The organism is Capnocytophaga sp. G1920 (assembly GCF_051417515.1).
On record NZ_JBPRKH010000007.1, the window covers coordinates 45,385 to 65,768 of the forward strand.

Annotated in this window: 18 protein-coding genes; 10 read left to right on the forward strand and 8 right to left on the reverse strand. The window is 37.0% G+C overall.

The window, feature by feature from the left end:
• Position 1: 1 nt before the first annotated feature.
• Both gldG and gldF read right to left on the reverse strand, forming a co-directional pair.
• Entirely contained in the window at positions 2-1,690 is a 1,689-nt protein-coding gene (gene gldG / locus ACSQ7D_RS05740) for a gliding motility-associated ABC transporter substrate-binding protein GldG (protein ID WP_437135200.1), read from the reverse strand.
• The gene (gene gldF, locus ACSQ7D_RS05745) at positions 1,687-2,406 is read right to left on the reverse strand and encodes a gliding motility-associated ABC transporter permease subunit GldF (RefSeq protein WP_278589925.1); all 720 of its coding nucleotides are present in this window, start codon (positions 2,404-2,406) and stop codon (positions 1,687-1,689) included. Before gldF ends, gldG begins: the two co-directional genes overlap by 4 nt.
• A 531-nt stretch (positions 2,407-2,937) precedes the next feature.
• Here gldF and recQ point away from each other — a divergent pair.
• The 5 genes from recQ to ACSQ7D_RS05770 all read left to right on the forward strand — a co-directional run bounded on the left by recQ (position 2,938) and on the right by ACSQ7D_RS05770 (position 10,266).
• Positions 2,938-5,127, forward strand: a complete 2,190-nt coding sequence (gene recQ / locus ACSQ7D_RS05750) for a DNA helicase RecQ (RefSeq protein WP_009419726.1) — start codon at positions 2,938-2,940, stop codon at positions 5,125-5,127.
• 718 nt (positions 5,128-5,845) lie between these two features.
• Complete coding sequence (pckA, locus tag ACSQ7D_RS05755; protein WP_437135201.1) at positions 5,846-7,429, forward strand: phosphoenolpyruvate carboxykinase (ATP); 1,584 nt, start codon at positions 5,846-5,848, stop codon at positions 7,427-7,429.
• A gap of 113 nt (positions 7,430-7,542) precedes the next feature.
• A complete protein-coding gene (gene prfA, locus ACSQ7D_RS05760; protein WP_308765860.1) occupies positions 7,543-8,616 on the forward strand; it encodes a peptide chain release factor 1 in 1,074 nt (357 codons plus the stop codon).
• An 88-nt stretch (positions 8,617-8,704) separates the two neighbouring features.
• The gene (locus ACSQ7D_RS05765) at positions 8,705-9,340 is read left to right on the forward strand and encodes a ribonuclease H1 domain-containing protein (RefSeq protein WP_437135202.1); all 636 of its coding nucleotides are present in this window, start codon (positions 8,705-8,707) and stop codon (positions 9,338-9,340) included.
• 26 nt (positions 9,341-9,366) lie between these two features.
• On the forward strand, positions 9,367-10,266 hold the full coding sequence (locus ACSQ7D_RS05770; RefSeq protein WP_437135203.1) for a NifU family protein: 900 nt from the start codon (positions 9,367-9,369) through the stop codon (positions 10,264-10,266).
• A gap of 96 nt (positions 10,267-10,362) precedes the next feature.
• Here ACSQ7D_RS05770 and mscL read toward each other — a convergent pair whose 3' ends face one another.
• Together mscL and hemN are read right to left on the reverse strand one after the other, a co-directional pair.
• Positions 10,363-10,746: a large conductance mechanosensitive channel protein MscL gene (gene mscL, locus ACSQ7D_RS05775; protein ID WP_009417159.1), complete on the reverse strand. Its 384-nt coding sequence runs from the start codon at positions 10,744-10,746 to the stop codon at positions 10,363-10,365.
• A gap of 158 nt (positions 10,747-10,904) precedes the next feature.
• A complete protein-coding gene (hemN, locus tag ACSQ7D_RS05780) occupies positions 10,905-12,269 on the reverse strand; it encodes an oxygen-independent coproporphyrinogen III oxidase (RefSeq protein WP_437135204.1) in 1,365 nt (454 codons plus the stop codon).
• 187 nt (positions 12,270-12,456) lie between these two features.
• On the opposite strand from hemN, the gene ACSQ7D_RS05785 reads away from it, so the two are divergent.
• Positions 12,457-12,588, forward strand: a complete 132-nt coding sequence (locus ACSQ7D_RS05785) for a hypothetical protein (RefSeq protein ID WP_437135205.1) — start codon at positions 12,457-12,459, stop codon at positions 12,586-12,588.
• A 61-nt stretch (positions 12,589-12,649) separates the two neighbouring features.
• On the opposite strand, the gene ACSQ7D_RS05790 is transcribed toward ACSQ7D_RS05785, so the two are convergent.
• A complete protein-coding gene (locus ACSQ7D_RS05790; RefSeq protein ID WP_128090614.1) occupies positions 12,650-13,318 on the reverse strand; it encodes an alpha/beta fold hydrolase in 669 nt (222 codons plus the stop codon).
• Positions 13,319-13,527: 209 nt separating this feature from the next.
• On the opposite strand from ACSQ7D_RS05790, the gene ACSQ7D_RS05795 reads away from it, so the two are divergent.
• The 3 genes from ACSQ7D_RS05795 (at position 13,528) to serC (ending at position 15,987) form a co-directional block, all read left to right on the forward strand.
• Positions 13,528-13,809 (forward strand): GNAT family N-acetyltransferase, encoded by a 282-nt coding sequence (locus tag ACSQ7D_RS05795; protein WP_002672042.1) that lies wholly within the window; start codon positions 13,528-13,530, stop codon positions 13,807-13,809.
• A gap of 164 nt (positions 13,810-13,973) precedes the next feature.
• Complete coding sequence (locus ACSQ7D_RS05800) at positions 13,974-14,939, forward strand: D-2-hydroxyacid dehydrogenase (protein WP_437135206.1); 966 nt, start codon at positions 13,974-13,976, stop codon at positions 14,937-14,939.
• Positions 14,926-15,987 (forward strand): 3-phosphoserine/phosphohydroxythreonine transaminase, encoded by a 1,062-nt coding sequence (gene serC / locus ACSQ7D_RS05805; RefSeq protein ID WP_437135207.1) that lies wholly within the window; start codon positions 14,926-14,928, stop codon positions 15,985-15,987. Before ACSQ7D_RS05800 ends, serC begins: the two co-directional genes overlap by 14 nt.
• A gap of 103 nt (positions 15,988-16,090) precedes the next feature.
• Here the strand turns inward: serC and ACSQ7D_RS05810 are convergent, their stop codons facing one another.
• Positions 16,091-17,746, reverse strand: coding sequence for a ribonucleoside-diphosphate reductase subunit alpha (locus ACSQ7D_RS05810; RefSeq protein ID WP_002672050.1), 1,656 nt, complete (start codon positions 17,744-17,746; stop codon positions 16,091-16,093).
• Between the two features lie 371 nt (positions 17,747-18,117).
• Here ACSQ7D_RS05810 and ACSQ7D_RS05815 point away from each other — a divergent pair, with 371 nt between their 5' ends.
• Positions 18,118-18,807 (forward strand): PAS domain-containing protein, encoded by a 690-nt coding sequence (locus ACSQ7D_RS05815; RefSeq protein WP_437135208.1) that lies wholly within the window; start codon positions 18,118-18,120, stop codon positions 18,805-18,807.
• 78 nt (positions 18,808-18,885) lie between these two features.
• Here the strand turns inward: ACSQ7D_RS05815 and yajC are convergent, their stop codons facing one another.
• Together yajC and ACSQ7D_RS05825 are read right to left on the reverse strand one after the other, a co-directional pair.
• A complete protein-coding gene (gene yajC, locus ACSQ7D_RS05820; protein ID WP_437135209.1) occupies positions 18,886-19,194 on the reverse strand; it encodes a preprotein translocase subunit YajC in 309 nt (102 codons plus the stop codon).
• Positions 19,195-19,269: 75 nt separating this feature from the next.
• The gene (locus ACSQ7D_RS05825; protein ID WP_437135210.1) at positions 19,270-20,211 is read right to left on the reverse strand and encodes a transcription antitermination protein NusB; all 942 of its coding nucleotides are present in this window, start codon (positions 20,209-20,211) and stop codon (positions 19,270-19,272) included.
• Positions 20,212-20,384: the final 173 nt, after the last annotated feature.

A 20,384-nucleotide genomic window follows, 5' to 3' on the forward strand; every position in this document is an offset into this window, starting at 1 on the left:
TTTATTCTCTTCTTATGTTCTTCTTCCTATAAAAATATAATACTGAAAGCATTACCAATATCAAAAGCAATAATGGATACACAAATACTTTTATTTGCCAACTGCTGACACTTTCAGCTACTTTTTGTTTGTCTAAGAAAGCTAATTGAACTTTCTTATTGCGCAAACTCAAAAACTCAGTATCGTCTAAAAGATAGTTTAAAGCATTCTGCAAGAAGGATTTATTGTCATAATATTTGCTTGTCCATTTATCAAAACCGAGTTCTAAGGGAATATTATTTTTGCTATCTATATCGTTTTTGATAATATCGCCATCGGCTACTACCAACATTTTGGTAGGTTTGCTTCTATCGGATTTTTCTTTGAGGCTTATGGGGCGAATACGATTTTTATAAACTGAGTTAAACTCTCCTTCCAAAAGCACTGCTAAGGGAATATTTCCGTGTTTGTAGGCTTCTTTATTCTGGTTATTGGGGTCGAAGCGCAAATTGATTTCGCGAGGGGTACCATCGGCTTTTGAGAAAGGTGAACTGGCGAGAAGCACTGTTTTCTTCACTCCGTTTTTCAGCGTATCGATGCTATTGGCAAACTGAAACCTCACTGCATCTAAATGATTGTTGATAAGGTGATTATTGCCTGAAATCACCAGTGGATTATACACCCAAGGAATAGGCATATAACGGGTTTGAGAGCCATCGCCTGTGGCTACAATGATTTCAGAAAAGTACAAATCGTTTACCAAAGTGTAATTGATACGGAAACCATATTGGAAAAACATATCAGTAAGGTTTAGATTGACGGGCATTGCCATTGTCATTCCACCTGTTTTGTACATATCTTCTAAGGAAACCGCTACATTGTCAATCAGCCATAGAGCACGACCGCCATTCATTATATACTGGTCTACGACCTGCTTTTGGGCATCGGTGAAAGGCTCAGTAGGCTTAGGTACGAGTAGTAAATCGAATTTTTCGAGGTCGTGTAGAGTCTTCTCGGGGTTAGTAGCCACTGAATCGAGGGTGAAAGGTGCTATAAAGTAGTATTCGCGCGCTGTTTTGAGGAAGTCGGCCATATAGATATCTTTTAAAGCACCATTACTTCTGAGCACTGCGATTTTCTTCTTTTTATCTAAAGCAAACTTATAGAGCGCATCGGTAAAATTGTATTCCAATTTCTGTACTGAGTTCTGTACCTGCTCTTGGTCGGTAGAGCCGAGTTTGTTCACAAAGAGACGAACGCGCTCACTCTTCTTGCCATCGCTAATCACTGCCCAAGGGAAAATATACTCAATAGAAGATTTTCCCGCTTCATTTTGGGTGATTTGCAGGGGCTGATAGCCATTATTTATCAGTTCTTGAATCACACTTTCGGGGTGCTCCTCCCCTTCTAATGGATTTACAAAATTGACGATAATGTTGTTATTGGCAACAGCATACTCGTCTAATAACTGAATTGTTTCAGTCTGTAATTTCTTAAATTCGGTAGGGATATTGCCTTTGAGCAATACATCAATCACGATAGGATTCTGTATTTTAGCAAGTGTTTTCTTGCTCACCTCAGAGAGCGTATAACGTTTGTCTTGAGTGAGGTCTATCCGCGTGTGCCATTGTTTGGCTATATAATTAATTGCAAGGAGGCAAACTAAGGCTATAACTACCTTGCTAATAGAGTTTTGAAAGAGTTTTTTCATCGTTTGTAGGCTTTGAGTGATAAGGTAGTGAGATATATGAAAAATGAGATAACAGAGAGGAAATACACGATATTTCGGGTGTCAAGCACTCCCCTACTGATAGCATCGAAATGCGTTTGGAAGCCTACCCCACCAAAATCTTCGGGGGCTACAAAGGCAATAAGTTGGTCGATACCAAAGAAGAAAAAGAAGCACAGAAAGGCCGCTAACACAAAGGAAATGATTTGGTTACTACTTATAGACGACGCCCATAAGCCTACTGAGGCAAAAGTGGCTACCAGCAAAAACAAGGCAATGTAAGACCCTACAGTGCCAGCTATATCTAAGTTGCCTACGGGGTTGCCCAACACCCATACCATATAGACGTACAGGGCTGACGGCAAAAGGATTACAAAGAGTAAGAAGAGAATACCCAAGTACTTGCCGAGCACCATTTGCAGGGTGCTGACCGGTTTGGTGAACAAAAGGGCTAACATACCGCTTTTTTTCTCCTCGGAGATGCTTCTCATCGTAAGAGCGGGTACTAAAAAGACAAAAACCCAAGACGAAAGCCTAAAAAAAGGCAACATATCGGCGAAACCAGCATTGAAAATGTTGTAATCTGTTTTAAAGACCCATAGGAACAAGCCGTTGAGCACGATAAAGAGCCCAATGATAGTAAAACCAATGGGCGAAGTGAAGAAATAACGGATTTCTTTTTTGAATAGTGCGTACATTTTTATAGTTAAGAGGTAAGAATTTGAGATTTAAAAAGTCTTTAACAATAATCTTTATTCTTAATGATTTTTCAGCGTGCAAAAATACAAAAATAATATGATATTACCACTATAGGGGGCAATAAAAGTTAGTAACAATTATCATATTTTCAAGAGTATCGGTTTCTTATTGTGAAAAATACAATGCAAATTTTATCCTCTTTACTCCCTTTATAATATTGTAAAAGTAAAAAATATAAGGATGTATTTTTTCTTTTCGCCTTCTCCCCTAACTCTCTAAATGCCGTTTTAAACACGTAGAATTAAGTTTATCGAATGAGAAAATTTCATATTTGGAAAAGTCAAGCTCTGACAAAGCTCGCATTTTGGGAGCCATATAGGCTTTTCCCATTAGTAGCTTTATAAAAGAAAATTTATAAGTGTGACAATATTTTTTTATCAAAAATTTTTGTGGTTTAGAAAAATGTCGTATATTTGTAAATTGAATGTAATAACAGAAAAACTCAACACTAAAACAGAAGATTTTTTAATATGGAAATGACAAAAGATGATTTACACAATGCCCTGAAACACTACTTTGGGTTTGAAGCGTTTAAAGGGCATCAAGAAGAAATTATTACCAGCGTAATTAATAAAGAGAACACCTTTGTTATTATGCCTACAGGTGGTGGTAAATCATTGTGTTACCAATTACCTGCCTTAGTCTTGGAGGGGACTGCTATTGTTATCTCTCCGCTTATCGCTTTGATGAAAAACCAAGTAGATGCTATGCGTGGTATTTCGTCAACTGATAGTATTGCCCACGTGCTAAACTCTTCGCTTACTAAAAATGAAATTCGAGAGGTAATGGAAGACATCAGTGCAGGTAAGACTAAGTTGCTATACGTCGCCCCCGAGTCGCTTATCAAAGAGGAATATGCTAACTTTCTCAAAACAGTACCTATTTCCTTTGTAGCGGTAGATGAGGCGCACTGTATCTCGGAATGGGGACACGATTTCCGTCCTGAGTACCGCAATATTAGAACCATTATCGAGCGTTTGGGCAGTAATATACCTATTGTAGCGCTTACTGCTACGGCTACTCCTAAGGTACAAGAAGACATTTTGAAGAACTTAGGAATGCAGGAGGCTAACGTGTTTAAGTCGTCGTTCAACCGCCCAAACTTGTATTACGAGGTACGCCCTAAAACTAAAAATGTAGATGCCGATATCATTCGTTTTGTGAAACAGAACAGTAAAAAATCAGGGATTATATACTGTCTTAGCCGTAAAAAGGTGGAAGACCTCGCGCAAACCTTGCAAGTAAACGGCATTTCGGCAGTGCCTTATCACGCAGGATTAGATGCCAAAACACGCGCCAAACACCAAGATATGTTCTTGATGGAAGAAGTAGATGTGGTAGTTGCAACTATTGCTTTTGGTATGGGTATTGACAAACCCGATGTGCGCTTTGTAATTCACCACGATATTCCTAAAAGTATAGAAAGTTACTATCAAGAAACCGGACGTGCCGGTCGTGATGGTGGTGAAGGGCATTGCTTGGCTTTCTATTCTTATAAAGATGTAGAGAAGCTGGAAAAATTTATGATAGGTAAACCTATAGCTGAGCAAGAAATAGGACAAGCACTCTTGCAAGATATTGTAGCCTATGCCGAAACGTCTAGTTCGCGCCGTAAATTTATCTTACATTACTTTGGTGAAGAGTTTGACGAAGTGAATGGTGAAGGTGCTAATATGGACGATAATGTGCGTTTCCCTAAAGAAAAGAAAGAAGCCAAAGACGATGTGGTGAAATTACTAAACGTAATTATTGCTACCAAACAGAAATTTAAAGCTAAAGAGATTGTAAATACGCTTATTGGAAAAGTGAGTGCTATTATCAAAGCACACCGTATTGACGAACAAGAGTTCTTTGGCATTGGGAAGGAAAAAGACGATGCTTACTGGATGGCACTCCTCCGTCAGGTAATGGTAAACGGACTCATACGTAAAGATATAGAAACTTACGGAGTGATGTTTATCACCGACAAAGGAAAAGAGTTTTTAAAAGATGTACCTTCATTTATGATGACTGAAGACCACAGTTATGAAGAAGAACCCGAAGATATCAACAGTGCTAATGCCGTAGCAGCCGACCCTGTACTTCTTGAAATGCTCAAAGATTTGCGTAAGAAAGTAGCCAAACAAAAAGGAGTACCTCCGTTTGTGGTATTCCAAGACCCTTCGCTAGAAGATATGGCTCTCAAATACCCTATTACTATTCAGGAACTTACTAATGTACACGGTATAGGGGAAGGCAAGGCTAAGAAATATGGTAGTGAGTTTGTAAAGCTCATTGAGCGTTACGTAGAAGAGAATGACATTGTACGCGCTGAGGATTTAATAGTAAAAACTACCGGATCTAACTCAGCTTTGAAATTGTTTATCATTCAGAATATAGACCGCAAATTGCCATTGCCCGACATCGCCCAAGCCAAAGGGTTGGAGATGGACGAATTTCTCAAAGAAATGGAACAAATAGTATACAGCGGTACCAAGCTAAATATCGATTATTGGGTGAATGAAATCTTTGATGAAGAGCAACAAGAAGAGCTTCACGAATACTTTATGGAAGCTGAAAGCGACAAAATATCGTTAGCCTCTAAAGAGTTTGCTGGTGATTACGAAGATGATGAACTAAGAATCTACCGATTGAAATTTATTAGTGAAGTAGCGAATTAATATGAGAAGTTTTTTACATTTAACCTATAATAAAATAAGTAAGTTAGATTAAATAAAGTGTCTGAGAGTTAGCTATAATTTCTCAGACACTTTTTTTAGTGAAAACGGTGTGAGTCACACGGACAGGTGCGAGCCGCACAGGCAGATAAACAAATGACGAACAAATGACGAACAAATGACGAACAAATGACGAACAAATGACGAACAAATGACGGTGCGAGCCGCACGGGCAGATAGAGAAAAAACGAATAAAGAACGAATAAAGAACGAATAAAGAACGAATAAAGAACGAATAAAGAACGAATAAAGAACGAATAAAGAACGAATAAATGATGGTGCGAGTCGCACGGGCAGATAGAGAAAAGACGAATAGATGACGAATAAGGAACAAATAAATGATAGTGCGAGCCACAGAGGCAAATAAAGAATAAACGAAGGATAAATGGAAATAAAGTAAAGATAAGATGATTTAGAGTGTTATTATAAAACCTAAAAATCTTTTATTAGAGCTTGAAAATACAGGTAAATAAGGAGTATATAGAGTTGTTATAAATACTCGTAAAAATAACTTCAAAAAAACATTAAAAAATATTTTTCAGTATCAAAATTAATTTGTACATTTGCACCGGTTTTTGAGAGACCTCTCAAAAATTGAGGCAATTTTATATTGCTATTAGATAAAAAAGAATTGTTAAATTAATATCAAATTTAAGACATTATGAGTAAACCAAAAACACTTTCCGTTGATAAATACGGAATTAAGAACGCTAATGTTCGTTATCAGTTAACTGCTGACGAACTACAACAAGAAACTTTGGATAAAAAATTAGGCGTTGAAGCTTCTTCAGGAGCTATTGCTATTAAAACAGGTAAATTTACAGGGCGTTCTCCTAAAGACCGTTTCATCGTAAAAGATGATATCACCAAAGATCGCGTATGGTGGGGAAGTATTAACATTCCTTTTGAACCTGCAAAATTTGACAAACTATATGAAAAAGTAGTAGCTTACTTATCTAACAAAGAAATCTACGTTCACGATGGTTATGTTTGTGCAGATCCTAAATACCGTACTAACATTCGTACCATTACTGAGCTTCCTTGGAGCAACCTTTTTGCTTACAATATGTTCTTGCGTATAGATGATAGCGAACTTCCTTCTTTCAAAGAAGATTGGTTGGTAGTAAATGCACCTGGTTTTGAAGCTGACCCTGCTGTAGATGGTACTCGTCAAGCTAACTTCGCTATCTTGAACTTCACCAAAAAAATTGCTTTGATTGGTGGTACAGGTTATACCGGAGAAATTAAAAAAGGTATCTTCTCAGCTATGAACTTTGAATTGCCTGTGTTCCGCAACACTATGCCAATGCACTGTTCAGCTAACGTAGGTAAAGGTGGTGATACTGCTATCTTCTTCGGCTTATCAGGTACTGGTAAAACTACTCTTTCAGCTGACCCTAACCGTCATTTAATTGGTGACGACGAACACGGTTGGACTCCTGAAAATACGGTATTCAACTTTGAAGGTGGTTGCTATGCTAAAGTAGTAGACCTTACTGCTGAAAAAGAACCTGAAATCTTTGGAGCTATTAAGAAAGGTGCTATCCTTGAAAACGTAATTATGGATGATAAAGGTGTAGTTGATTTCTCTCGCACTGATATCACTGAAAACACTCGTGTTTCTTATCCTATTTACTACATCGCAAATATCCAGCCAGGTTCTATAGGACACAATCCTAAGAACATCTTCTTCCTTACTTTTGATGCTTATGGTGTATTGCCTCCAATCTCTAAATTGACTCCTGAACAAGCTGCTTACCAATTCGTTTCTGGTTATACTTCAAAAGTAGCCGGTACTGAGGTAGGTATCACTACCCCTCAAAAAACTTTCTCTGCTTGTTTCGGTGCTGCCTTTATGCCACTTCACCCAGCTGAATACGGAAAACGTTTGGCTGAGAAAATCAAAGAAACTGGCGTAAACGTATGGTTGGTAAACACTGGTTACAACGGAAAAATGAAAAGATGTAGCTTGAAAGATACTCGTGCTCTTATCACTGCGGCTCTTACCGGCAAACTTAACAATGTTGAGTACAAAGAATTACCTATCTTTGGCTTCAAAGTACCTCAATCTTGTGAAGGTGTATCAGACCAAAGCATCTTGAACCCAGAAAATACTTGGAGTGACAAAGCACAATTCAGTGCTAAACTGAGAGAATTGGCTGAATCATTTGTACAAAACTTCAAAGACAAAAAATTCGCTGAAGGTGCAAGTGCTGACGTCCTTGCTGGAGCTCCTAAATTGTAATTATTTAGATAACCATATTCAAAAGGCTGTTCATTTAAGAACAGCCTTTTATTTTTGTTTTTTACTAATATTATTACTACTTTTGCACCCCAAATAGAATTTAAAGATAAAAAATGCTCGACAAATTAAATATCGTAAAACAACGTTTCGACGAAGTTTCGGACTTAATCATTCAACCTGATATTATTGCAGACCAAAAGCGCTATATCCAACTCAACAAGGAATATAAAGACCTTAAAGAGCTGATGGATAAGCGTGATGAGTTTATAAACGTAACTGGAAACCTACAAGAAGCTGAGGAAATTATTGCTGATGGCAGTGATGCCGAAATGGTGGAAATGGCAAAGTTACAATTAGAGGAAAGCAAAGAGCGTTTACCTCAGTTAGAAGAAGAAATCAAATATATGCTCATCCCAAAAGACCCCGAAGATGCTAAGAATGCGGTAATGGAAATTCGTGCAGGAACAGGTGGTGACGAGGCTTCAATCTTTGCAGGCGACCTATACCGTATGTACACCAAATACTGCCAAAGTAAAGGCTGGAGTACCTCAGTAATGGACTTTAATGAAGGAACTGCTGGCGGGTATAAAGAAATTATCTTTGAAGTAACGGGTGACAATGTATATGGTACCTTAAAATTTGAAGCAGGAGTACATCGTGTACAACGAGTGCCTCAAACAGAGACACAAGGGCGTGTACATACTTCGGCAGCAACTGTAATTGTATTGCCAGAAGCAGAAGAATTTGATGTGGAACTTGATATGGCTGATGTGAAAATCATTCGTACTACTTCTACGGGACCCGGAGGACAGTCGGTGAATACAACCTATTCGGCTATTCAGTTGCAACATATTCCTACAGGCATTGAAGTACGTTGCCAAGATGAGAAATCGCAACACAAGAATCTTGAAAAGGCGCTTAAAGTATTGCGTTCACGTTTGTACGAAATGGAGCTAGCAAAGAAGATGGAAGCTGATTCTGCTCGTAGGAAATCAATGGTTTCCAGTGGTGACCGCTCAGCTAAAATACGCACTTATAACTATCCGCAAGGACGCGTAACCGACCACCGCATAGGTCTTACCCTTTATGATTTGCAAAATGTTATCAATGGTGATGTACAACGTCTTATCGATGAACTTCAATTGGCTGAAAATGCTGAGAAGCTAAAAGAAGGAGATGTTTTTTAAACTATTATTAAAAAAGAAAATAGCAATATTGTTATTGTAGCAATAGTAGCTGTTATATTCTTTTTGGCAATCCTATTTATTTTGTGAGATGGCAAAGAAGTATTATGTAGTATGGGAGGGACACCAAACGGGGGTCTTTACCTCGTGGGCTGAATGTAAGAAGGCTGTTAATAATTTTCCGAATGCTAAATACAAAAGTTTTCCTACAGAAGAAATGGCACAAAAAGCCTATGCAGGGAATTATGAAACGTATAAAGGTAAAAAGATAGAAGAGCCTGCTCTTTCATCAGGCGCATTAAAACTTATTGGGAAGCCTATTTTGCCTTCTATTGCGGTAGATGCTGCTTGTAGCGGTAACCCTGGTATAATGGAATATCGGGGGGTAGATACTGAAACACAAGCCGAGATTTTTAGGCTCACACCTATGAAAGATGGCACCAATAACATAGGGGAGTTTTTGGCTATAGTACACGCTTTGGCATTCTTAAAACAACGCAATCTTACGATGCCTATTTATTCGGATAGTGAAATAGCAATGCGCTGGGTACAACAAAAAGTATGTAAAACTAAGCTTGGAAAGACAGCTGATAATGCAAAAATATTTGAACTAATAACTCGTGCTGAAAAATGGCTACAAGAAAACACTTACCCTAATCGTATTCTCAAATGGGAAACCAAAGCGTGGGGCGAAAATCCTGCAGACTTTGGTAGAAAAGACTCTTAACTTTTCTTCTTAAATCTAAAAAATAAATGACTGATATTACTCTATCTGTACAGCCTACTTCGAGTCCTGATATTATTAAATTAGAGGCGAATAAAGCCTTAGTAAAAGGTAGTTACGAGTATAAAAATATTGATGAAGCTAAAAACTCACCCTTAGCAAAAGAGCTGTTTTACCTTCCTTTTGTAAAGACAGTATATATCTCGAGTAATTTTATTGCATTGAAACGATTTCCAATTATAGAATGGAAAGACGTACAAGAAGAAGTAGCACAGCAAGTGTTATTTTATTTACAGTCAGGGAGAGAAATTGTAAGTACTGAGGGTGAACAAAAGAAGGTTATTTCTATATATGCTGAAACAACACCTAACCCTTCGGTAATGAAGTTTGTAGCCAATAAACGTCTTGTTCCTACCATTATAGAATATAAGCATATAGAGGAAACTGATGAGGCTCCTATGGCTAAAGCTCTTTTTACTCAGTTTCCTTTTATTGAGGAGGTATTTTTTGATGATAACTATATTTCAGTTACTAAAAAAGATAACAAAGAGTGGGCAATGGTTACTTCTAATATACGAGAATTCATTAAGAATTATCTTTCAGAAGGACACATACTTATTTCTTCTTCTGAAATTAAACGACATCAGCAAGCAATACAAGAACGCCTACTCTCTATGGTTACTAACGATGAGGTATCAAAACAAATTGTAGCTATTATAGATGAGTTTGTAAAGCCTGCTGTAGCCTCTGATGGAGGAAATATTCAGTTTATTTCGTACAATCCAGAAACGCATTACGTAGAGGTAATACTGCAAGGAGCTTGTAGTGGTTGCCCCTCCTCTACCCTAACCTTAAAAAAGGGAATTGAAGTCATCTTGAAAGATAAGCTACAAAACCCTTATATTAATGTAAACGCTCTTAACGGATAAGATAATTCTTCTGAAATAGAAAACCACGCCTTATATAGCGTGGTTTAGTTAAACAATTGTTGAAATGTGTAGTGTTGCGGTTACACGAAATTCTTCTTATTTATTTTTCAATAAATCTCTAATCTCAGTAAGTAACTCTTCTTGAGTAGGACCAGCTGGTGTAGCAGGAGCCTCTTCTTCTTTTTTCTGTTTGTTTAGCTTGTTGATACCTTTTAGAAGCATAAACAATACAAGTGCAATACAGAAGAAGTTAATTACAGCGGCAAGAAACTTACCATAAGCTACTCCATTCCATACCAAACCTTCTAAGTGTTCAGCACCCGTAGCTTTCAAAGCAGGTGTTAATAACAAAGGGGTAATAACATCAGACACTAATGATGATACAATAGCACCAAAAGCAGCCCCGATGATAACCCCGATGGCTAAATCGACTACGTTACCTTTTACGGCAAATTCTTTAAATTCTTTTAAAAATCCCATAATGATTCATTTTAAGTTTATAAAAATAATTTGTTACTTAATTCGGGGCAAAAATAATACTTTTTTCGGAAATACAAAAAGAAAAGGGACGAATTTCACAACTGTCCCTTTTCATCACTAACTAAAAAACTCAATCACTATGATGGTTAAGTATAACTTTACACAGTCATACTAAATATTTTGGTATTAGGCATTTTGCGTTGCAAGTGCAAATCAAAAGCCATACAGATATTTCTAATAAAAGGTTTTCCCTCATCGGGGACTTCTATATGATTACCTGCTATATGCAGTAAACCATCGTTTTGCATCTCTTGTAGATGTGCCATTACTTCTGCTATTTCAGGAAACTGAAGAGATTCGTCGTTCCAAGAAGTACTAAACTGACACATCAAGTTGAGAATATGACGCCTAATAATTAAATCTTCTTTATTGAGAATATGCCCTTTACACACGGGTATTTCATTCTTCTCAAGACGTGCATAATAAGCATCTAAATCTTTCTCGTTTTGGGCAAAACCGTACCAACTATCGCTGATAGAAGACATTCCTAAGCCTATCATCACTTGCGTTTTGGAGGCTGTATAGCCCATAAAGTTACGATGCAATTGATGATTTTTGAAAGCCTTATACATACTATCAGTAGGTAAAGCAAAGTGATCCATTCCTATTTCGGCATATCCTGCTTTCAATAAGTATTGTTTTCCTACTTCATACAGCTCTCGTTTTACTTCGCCTGTGGGCACATCTTCATCTTTAAAACCACGTTGTCCACTGCCTTTTATCCAAGGTACGTGCGCATAGCTATAAAAAGCAATACGGTCGGGACGAAGAGTGTTACTCCTATCAATGGTGAAGAGTACATCGTCTAAGGTTTGAAACGGCAAACCAAAGACCAAATCGTGGCTTACAGAGGTATAGCCGATAGCTCTGGCTTGCTGGGTAACACGCTGTACATTCTCAAAAGGTTGAATGCGGTGAATGGCTTTTTGTACCTTAGGCGAATAATCTTGTACACCATAACTCACACGCCTAAAACCTAAGTCGTAAAGCGTTTGTAGATGAGTTTCAGTGGTATTATTAGGATGACCTTCAAAACTAAATTCGTGAGCATCAGCTTTATCAGCACGTTCAAAAATACCTTCTATCAAACAGCGCAACTGCAAAGGTTCAAAAAAGGTAGGTGTACCTCCCCCTAAGTGTATTTCCTTAATACGAGGGCGTTCTTCCAAAAAATTAGTGTATAACTGCCATTCTTTAAGTATTGCCTCTATATAAGGAGCTTCCATTTCGTGACGCTTAGTAATGCGTTTATGACAACCACAGAAAGTACAAAGACTCTCACAGAAAGGCAAATGAATGTATAGGCTAATCCCTTCAGTACTATTGCTCTCAGCATAGGATTTTCGTAAGCTCTCCAACCATTTTTCAGTAGAAAAAGTACTACTATCCCAATAGGGAACAGTAGGATAGCTAGTATAGCGAGGCCCAGCTACATTGTATTTTTGAATGAGAGATATTGCCATTTTCACTAAAAACGGGGCAAAGGTATAAAAAAAAGTGGAAAGTGAAAAGAGAAAAGAAAAAAATATAGATTCGCTAATACCGTAATGCCAATAATATCAAACTAATGACGAGAGACGAATGACGGGACAAGCTATACAGATAAATAATTATAAGACAAACAACAAGAGGTTCTAGAGTGGCTCTACAGTGGGTCTACAGTGGCTCTACAGTGGCTCTACAGTGGCTCTACAGTGGCTCTACAACGAACAAAAGACGAACGATGAACGAAGGAATAACGAACCTAAGGCAAAGAAAAGTTATTTGAATATTGAATATTAGACATCTATGTTTAGATTCGTTTGCAGAAAAAATAGCAAGACTCTTTTAATCTTGTACTTTTCTAATTTGACTGCAATATATTTAAAAGGTTTTCATTGAACCATTTATACCGATTGATAATCATAATATGAGTACCATTTTTTACTACAATAGCATTTTTTATATACTGAATAGGAAAAACAGGATCTTTATCTCCGTGAATGTGAACTGTGTGGGGTAAAGGTTCTTTTTGTTGCCAATTCACTATGCGGTCTATTGACCAATCGAGATAGGCTGGAGAGCGCATTCCTATATATTTCTCGTATAGAGCTATTCGTTTGGTCATCAGTTCAGAAAAAGAAAATCTTTTCCAAAACTCCAAATCGCTGATAGTACGAGTGGGCAATAACTTATGCAGGTTTGTATAACGTGCCAAAAGCATTTTTTTAGGCAGTTCGTACTGTGTTTTTACGCTGGAAATGAGGACTATTTTTCGATAATCGTTCAGTTGTTGGGCTATCTCTTGTACAATAATTCCTCCAAATGACACCCCTAAGAGCACAGGAGAAGGCTCGGTAATTGCTACTGCAATACGTCCTGCATAGTGTGCTAGACTTTCTTCTTTTTCGGGAGTAATCCAGTCGAGTAAGTGCACACGGAAATTGTTGGGGAATTGCAAACGCTCGAAAATCTTAGGGCTGGCAGCCATTCCAGGCATTAAATAAATAGAAAGATTATCTTTTATATTCATTTGATATTGCTTTTTTACGAAAAATAAGTAACTTTGCACCAAATTTTAAATGAGTAACAGGTTATAGGTAAAAAGTAAAAACTAACGATAGTTAGGTATGTGAATGAGGTATAACGCTCATTTCTTACTTCTTATCTCTTATCTAGACAGAAGCAAAAGTACAACATTTTTGTCAAATAACGAATATTACTAATTAAAAACATAGTACAATGGAAGTAATAGACAGCGAATTTTCACGTCAATACCAAGCCAAAATCAACGGTGAACTTGCCTTTGTAGAATACGCTATTCAGGAGCGTAAGATATTCTTTACCAAAACATTGCTACCTGAAACGACGGACGAAGCGCTCATTGATGAATTCTTTAAAGGGGTAATAGCCTTAGTAGCTGAGAAAAAATATAGAGTAGTGCCCGTTTGCCCTGTGGCTATTGCTTTTTTTAAACGTAATAAGGAGTGTAAAGACATACTTCCTGCTGGTATCAGAATTTAATGATTAATGATTAACGGTTAATTAAAAACTCTGTTTTACATCGCATTACGTAGGGATAAAGTATGCGAGGGCAGAGTATGTAAGGTATACGCTCTAACAAAAAGAGCAGGGCTCTCCCCTACTCTCTTAACTATGTAGATAAAAAAGAATTAATAATATATTATATGAAAGCCGTATTTTTAGACCGCAACACGCTCTCTGAGCGCATAGATGTAGATATCCCAAAAGGGATAGCCCAATGGGTAGCCTTCCAAAAAACAGCTCCCGATGAAATTGTTCAACGTCTCAAACCTGCTGATATAGCTATCGTGAACAAGGTGAAACTCGATGAGAGTATCCTTAGGCAATTGCCTAACCTTAAGCTCATTCACCTTACTGCTACGGGTATGGATAATATTGATAAAGAGGCTGCGAAAGCCTTGGGTATAGAAGTGAAAAACGTAGCGGGTTACTCTACTGAAAGTGTTACAGAACACTTCTTCTTGTTGTTACTATCGGCTATGCGTGCCCTAAAAACCTATCACACAAGTGTAGAAGATGGTACTTGGGAAAAAGATGGTCGTTTTTGCCTTACTGAGCCACCGGTGTTTGAATTGCACGGCAAAACCTTAGGAATTATAGGAGTAGGCAACATAGGGAAAGCCATTAGTAAAGTAGCTGAAGTCTTTGGAATGAAAGTACTGTGGGCTGAACGCCAAGGGAAAGCCCCACGCAGTAAAGACTATACTGAGTTCGACAAGGTATTGGCACAGAGTGATATCATCTCGCTTAACTGTCCGCTTACTCCTGAGACTAAGCATTTAGTAGATGAAGAATTCATCTCTAAATTGCGTAAAAAACCATTGCTTATCAATATGGCTCGTGGGGCAGTAGTCGATCCTCAAGCAGTATACGAAGCCATTGAAAGTAACCGCATTATGGGCTTTGCTACCGATGTGTTTGAAGAAGAACCACCAATGGCTAACGACCCTCTACTAAAAATAGCCAACCACCCTCGTGTGATTTACACTCCTCACGTGGCTTGGGCGAGCGAATACGCACAAGATAAGTTATGGCGTATCTTGAAACGCCAAGTAGAAGATTTTATCGTAAAATATAAAACAGAGCATAAGGAAAATGAAAAAGCATAATTTTAGCGCAGGTCCCTCTATCTTAGCTCCTGAGGTATTCCAAAAAGCCTCAGAAGCCTTGCTTGACTTTGAGGGCACTGGCTTATCGGTGGTAGAAATATCTCACCGCAGTCCAGAGTTTGTACGTGTGATAGAACGCGCCCGTGCATTGGCATTGGAAATCGCTGGATTGGACGATTCGTACACTACACTCTTCTTGCAAGGAGGAGCTAGTATGCAATTTTTGATGGTGCCATACAACCTCCTCGAAACCAAAGCTGCTTATATAGATACAGGTACTTGGGCTAACAAAGCACAAAAGGAAGCTGCTCTCTTTGGTAATGCTGAAGTGATAGCCTCCTCTAAAGCCGATGGGTATAAGTATATTCCAAAAAATGTGACTGTCCCTACTGATATCGATTATCTGCACATCACTACCAATAATACGATTTACGGTACCGAGTACCACAGTTTACCTCAAACGAGCGTCCCTTTGGTAGCCGATATGAGTTCTGATATTTTCTCACGTCCGTTAGATTACAAGCAGTTTAGTTTGATTTATGCGGGTTCACAGAAGAATTTAGGAGCTTCAGGCTCTACCTTAGTGATTGTGAAGAAGGATTTATTGGGCAAGGTAAGTAGGAAACTGCCTTCGATGATGGACTATCAGTTGCATATTAAAAACGATAGTATGTTCAATACACCTTCTACTTTTGCAGTATATGTAAACCTATTAGTACTCGAATGGATACAAGCACAAGGTGGATTACAAGCCTTAGGTAAACGCAACCGAGCTAAAGCCGATTTGCTTTACGGAGAAATCGACCGCAATTCGTTAGTAGTAGGATATGCCAACAAAGAAGACCGCTCCCTAATGAATGTAGTGTTCAACCTCACCGATGAAAGCACCAAAGAACGCTTTGACGCTTTGTGTAAAGAAGCCAATATCAGTGGAATAAAAGGACACCGCAGTGTGGGAGGTTATCGCGCTTCTATCTACAACGCTTTGCCTTTAGAAAGTGTACAAGTATTAGTAGATGTACTTAAAGAATTTGAACGCACCGCGTAAAGAAGAATAATATGGAAAACAAAATAAGTCCGATATAAATATCGGACTTATTTTATATTATACAATATGTTATTTAATCTCTAAGGCTTTATAATCAAATGTATTAAGCTTCGCAACTACTACAGTTTACAAAATTCATCATCATTTCTTTTGCTACTGATTGACTGCGCTGATAGTACAAACTTTTAACTCCTAATTTCCAAGCCTCAATAAGCACTTTATTCACATCTCGGATAGGCATTGCTGAAGGAATATTTAAGTTCAAACTCTGCGTTTGGTCAATGTACGCTTGACGCTGTGCCGCTTGTGATATAATTTCCATCGGTGAAATCTCTTTAAAAGTTTTAAACACATTCTTCTCTAATTGAGATAACTCTTGCAAGTGTTGTACAGAGCCATTATTCAAACGAATAGAACGCCATACCTCTTCATTATTAAGACCTTTTTCCTCCAAAAGTTGAGTGAGATACTTATTTTTGCGCATAAAGTTCCCTTTAGAAAGCCCTACTTTATAGTAATTACTCGAATAAGGCTCGATACCTGGTGATACCTGTCCTAAAATAGCCGAGCTAGAAGTGGTAGGAGCGATTGCCATAGTGGTAGTATTTCGTCTACCATATCCTTTTAAAATTTCTGGTTCTCCATAAATATGAGCTAACTCTTTAGTTGCCTTATCAGCTTCTTCACGAATGTATCTAAAAGCGCGGGCATTGAACTGAGTTGCCTCAAAGCTCTCAAAAGGTATCATATTACGTTGCAAGTAAGAATGATATCCTAACACACCCAAACCTAAAGCACGGTGACGAATAGCAAAATTGCGAGCTGCCTGTAAATAGTAATTACCCTTTGTTTTTTCTATAAACTCTGAAAGTACCGCATCTAAAAAGAATACCGCTAACTTTACTGCTTTGGTATCTTTCCACTCATCAAAGAGCTCTAAGTTCATAGAAGAAAGACAGCAAATAAACGATTCATCTTCACTAGAAGGTAACATAATCTCACTGCACAAGTTACTTGAACGAATGAGCATATCTTTATCTTTATACACTTGAGGGCGATTACGATTGGCATTATCCGTAAAGATAATGTAAGGTAACCCTTTTTGCTGGCGAGACTCCAAGACACGAGCCCATAGGCGACGTTTTTCTACATCACCATCTATCATTTCTTGCATCCAATAATCAGGTACACAAATACCAAAGAAAAGATTCTGAATAGGAAATTCTACATCTTTAATTTGTAGAAACTCTTCGGCATCGGGATGGTCTATATCTAAATAAGCAGCAAAAGCACCGCGCCTTACTCCTCCTTGTGATACAACGTCCATAGCTGAATCGAACAACTTCATAAAACTAACCGCCCCACTTGATTTACCATTATCGGTAACTGCAGAACCGCGACTACGCAATTCGCCAAAATAACCAGAAGTGCCTCCCCCTATTTTGGTTTGCATAATCACCTCTCCAAGTTTATGAGTAATCCCCTCGATGCTATCAGGTACGTGCACATTGAAACAAGAAATAGGCAAACCTCTTTCAGTACCCATATTTGCCCAAATAGGAGATGAGAAACTAATCCACCCTTTAGTAATCATTTCTTTAAAAGCGGGCTGTAATTCGGGTTTATAAAGTCTATGTGCAGCAGCACTTGTAATGCGGTCTATCGCACCTTCTACGCTTTCTCCTTTTAATAAATAACCTCTATTGAGGATTTGTTCAGACTCTTCGTTGAGCCACCAAATGTCTTTTTCTTCGTTCATAACTTTTTATTTTCGGGGTGCAAAGTAACAGCTTTATATTCTAATTTCACTCTCTATCCAAAATAAGTTATTAACAATGTTTTCAACAATATAGCAAAATCAGTCTCTTAGGATATTTTTTTAACATACGGTCATACTTTTATATTACTTGAATTGCTAAAATAATACAAATTAAATGTATAGAAGTGCAAAAACTACTAAAAATAAGAAGATATAGAAGAGTAGAAATATATCTGTTAATTACTACAAATCAACGTGTTAAAAAGAATTGTTATATTTAAAACAAAATAGTAATACGATTTTATCTAAAATATTTTGTTCTTTCAGATAACTTTTGTAGTTTTGTAGCGTTAAGTATAAAAGGAAATCTTATGTCAGAACTAATTACTAGACCTATACCTATTGATGAAGAAGTAGTGTGGGATAAAACCAAAACTATTATCAGTACTACTGATAAGTTGGGTACTATTACTGACGTAAACCAAACATTTATAGATGTTTGTGGTTATTCTGCAGTTGAATTATTAGGGAAACCACATAACATTATTCGTCACCCCGATATGCCTAAGATCATATTCAAGATTACTTGGGATAATATTTTGGCGGGGAGAAACTTTCACGCTATTATTAAAAACTTAGCTAAATCGGGTAAGTATTATTGGGTAATTACCGATTTTGAAGTCGGCAGGAATATTATTGGGGATGTTGTTACTATTATGGCGCGTCAGCATTCAGTACCTAAGTATGTAATTACAGAGCATATTGAGCCTTTATATCAAACGCTCCTTAAACTTGAAAAAATAGGAGATATGGAGCTCAGTAATCGTTATTTTAAGGGCTTTTTAGAAAAACAAGGCAAATCATATATTGAATATATTATGGATATTATGGACGAAAGCAAGCGAGAAATTCACTTTGATCCTATCCCTAATATGCCTCACACTGATACTAACATTGGAGACTATGAAATTTCTGATGATATATTTAGTGAAGAACATCACGAAGAAGAAACTATGATGCAACGCAAGAGTTTCTTTGCAAAATTATTTTCTACGAATTAGAATTTTGCAAATATCACAATAAAAATGAGAGCGTATCTATTGCAATAGATACGCTCTCATTTTTGGTTCTTTCTATGACTACGATTCTTTCTTGTCTTGAATTTCTTTCTTATCGTCTTTTAATTTAGCTGACAGTTCCATAGAAATAGCAGAACGTTCAAATTTGATTTTTCCTGAAAGTGTTTCTAAGACACAAGTATTATCCGTAAGTTCTACAATACGTCCGTGCATACCACTTTTAGTAATTACTTTATCGCCTCTTTTCATTCCTTCAATAAAGTTTTTTTCTTGTTTTTGTCGTCTTACTTGCGGACGAATCATAAAAAAGTAGAATACTAGGATTATCAATATAAGAGGTAGTAAACCACTGTTCATCAATTGTTGCATATTTATTAATTTAATTATTAGTTTTTAGTTATTTTAGAAAATTGTAATTAGGAACTTTTAGCTTTTGGTTTTCAATTATAAAAGTCCTCTTCCTATCTTTTTAATTTGTTGTTTTTCTTCGAGTTCTTTATGTACATTTTTCATTACACCATTAATAAACGCACTACTTTTAGTAGTAGAATATTCCTTGGCAAGTTCTAAATATTCATTAAGTGTTACTTTCACTGGAATACTAGGGAAACTAAGCATTTCACAAACAGCCATTTTTAACAATATACTATCTATTACAGCCACACGATCTTTCTCCCAACCTGTCATTCTACTAATAATTTCATTCTCCCACTTACTATCATTGAGCACTACTTTTTTTAGTAACCCTGTAAGAAAATCTTTTTCTTCTTCATCTTTATAAAGTGAAGGAACAAAATATTTATCAGGTGAGGTGGGGAGCACTTCTCTAAATAACCTACTTATATAGGTATTTACAATGGGATAATCATCTACCCAAGTGAGATTATAATCTTCAATATATTCATATATTGTCTCATCGGGAGCTATAATTTCTTCAAAAATAGTCATTAAAAAAGATTTATCAGCTTCAAAACTGCTCTTTTGTTTGCTGTATTTCTTATAAAACTCACTTTCTATAATGCTTTTATATATAGTACGCACATACTCTTCGTGTATTTCCCAATGATTTATACGTGCATCAGCAATGGCTTCTTGTAATAATGTATTATGAACGATGGCTAAGAGCAAAAGGTTTTCAGAGAATTTTTGATGTACTGTTCTTTCTTCAGTAGTAGCCAAATATTTTTTCTGAGCTACTTTGTGTTGATGAGTTGCCAAAGAATGCAGTTCAATGAAAAGTGATAATATTAATAAATATAGGTGTCGCATTTCATCAGCACTGTTTTGCAAGAACTTCAATTCTTTGTCTAAATCCTGACTTTGGCTCTGACGCATTGCATAAATTGATTGCATTACTTTTGCCCTAATATGTCGTCTTGTAAGCATAATTTGTAAGAACTTTCTTAACTTTATTTTGAGAGTGCAAAAGTAGAAAAAAAGGTTTAACGAGCCAAAAAAAAGCGCTAAAAAAGCACCTAAAATGTTAATTTTTTACTAAAAATCGCATTTTTTCTTGTTTTATACTTGCTATGATGAAATATATTACTACCTTTGTCCTT

Bases quoted from the DNA above. Each gene is read 5' to 3' on its own strand.
- gldG (WP_437135200.1), bottom strand. From the start codon at position 1,690: ATGAAAAAACTCTTTCAAAACTCTATTAGCAAGGTAGTTATAGCCTTA.
- gldF (WP_278589925.1), bottom strand. From the start codon at position 2,406: ATGTACGCACTATTCAAAAAAGAAATCCGTTATTTCTTCACTTCGCCC.
- recQ (WP_009419726.1), top strand. From the start codon at position 2,938: ATGGAAATGACAAAAGATGATTTACACAATGCCCTGAAACACTACTTT.
- pckA (WP_437135201.1), top strand. From the start codon at position 5,846: ATGAGTAAACCAAAAACACTTTCCGTTGATAAATACGGAATTAAGAAC.
- prfA (WP_308765860.1), top strand. From the start codon at position 7,543: ATGCTCGACAAATTAAATATCGTAAAACAACGTTTCGACGAAGTTTCG.
- ACSQ7D_RS05765 (WP_437135202.1), top strand. From the start codon at position 8,705: ATGGCAAAGAAGTATTATGTAGTATGGGAGGGACACCAAACGGGGGTC.
- ACSQ7D_RS05770 (WP_437135203.1), top strand. From the start codon at position 9,367: ATGACTGATATTACTCTATCTGTACAGCCTACTTCGAGTCCTGATATT.
- mscL (WP_009417159.1), bottom strand. From the start codon at position 10,746: ATGGGATTTTTAAAAGAATTTAAAGAATTTGCCGTAAAAGGTAACGTA.
- hemN (WP_437135204.1), bottom strand. From the start codon at position 12,269: ATGGCAATATCTCTCATTCAAAAATACAATGTAGCTGGGCCTCGCTAT.
- ACSQ7D_RS05790 (WP_128090614.1), bottom strand. From the start codon at position 13,318: ATGAATATAAAAGATAATCTTTCTATTTATTTAATGCCTGGAATGGCT.
- ACSQ7D_RS05795 (WP_002672042.1), top strand. From the start codon at position 13,528: ATGGAAGTAATAGACAGCGAATTTTCACGTCAATACCAAGCCAAAATC.
- ACSQ7D_RS05800 (WP_437135206.1), top strand. From the start codon at position 13,974: ATGAAAGCCGTATTTTTAGACCGCAACACGCTCTCTGAGCGCATAGAT.
- serC (WP_437135207.1), top strand. From the start codon at position 14,926: ATGAAAAAGCATAATTTTAGCGCAGGTCCCTCTATCTTAGCTCCTGAG.
- ACSQ7D_RS05810 (WP_002672050.1), bottom strand. From the start codon at position 17,746: ATGAACGAAGAAAAAGACATTTGGTGGCTCAACGAAGAGTCTGAACAA.
- ACSQ7D_RS05815 (WP_437135208.1), top strand. From the start codon at position 18,118: ATGTCAGAACTAATTACTAGACCTATACCTATTGATGAAGAAGTAGTG.
- yajC (WP_437135209.1), bottom strand. From the start codon at position 19,194: ATGCAACAATTGATGAACAGTGGTTTACTACCTCTTATATTGATAATC.
- ACSQ7D_RS05825 (WP_437135210.1), bottom strand. From the start codon at position 20,211: ATGCTTACAAGACGACATATTAGGGCAAAAGTAATGCAATCAATTTAT.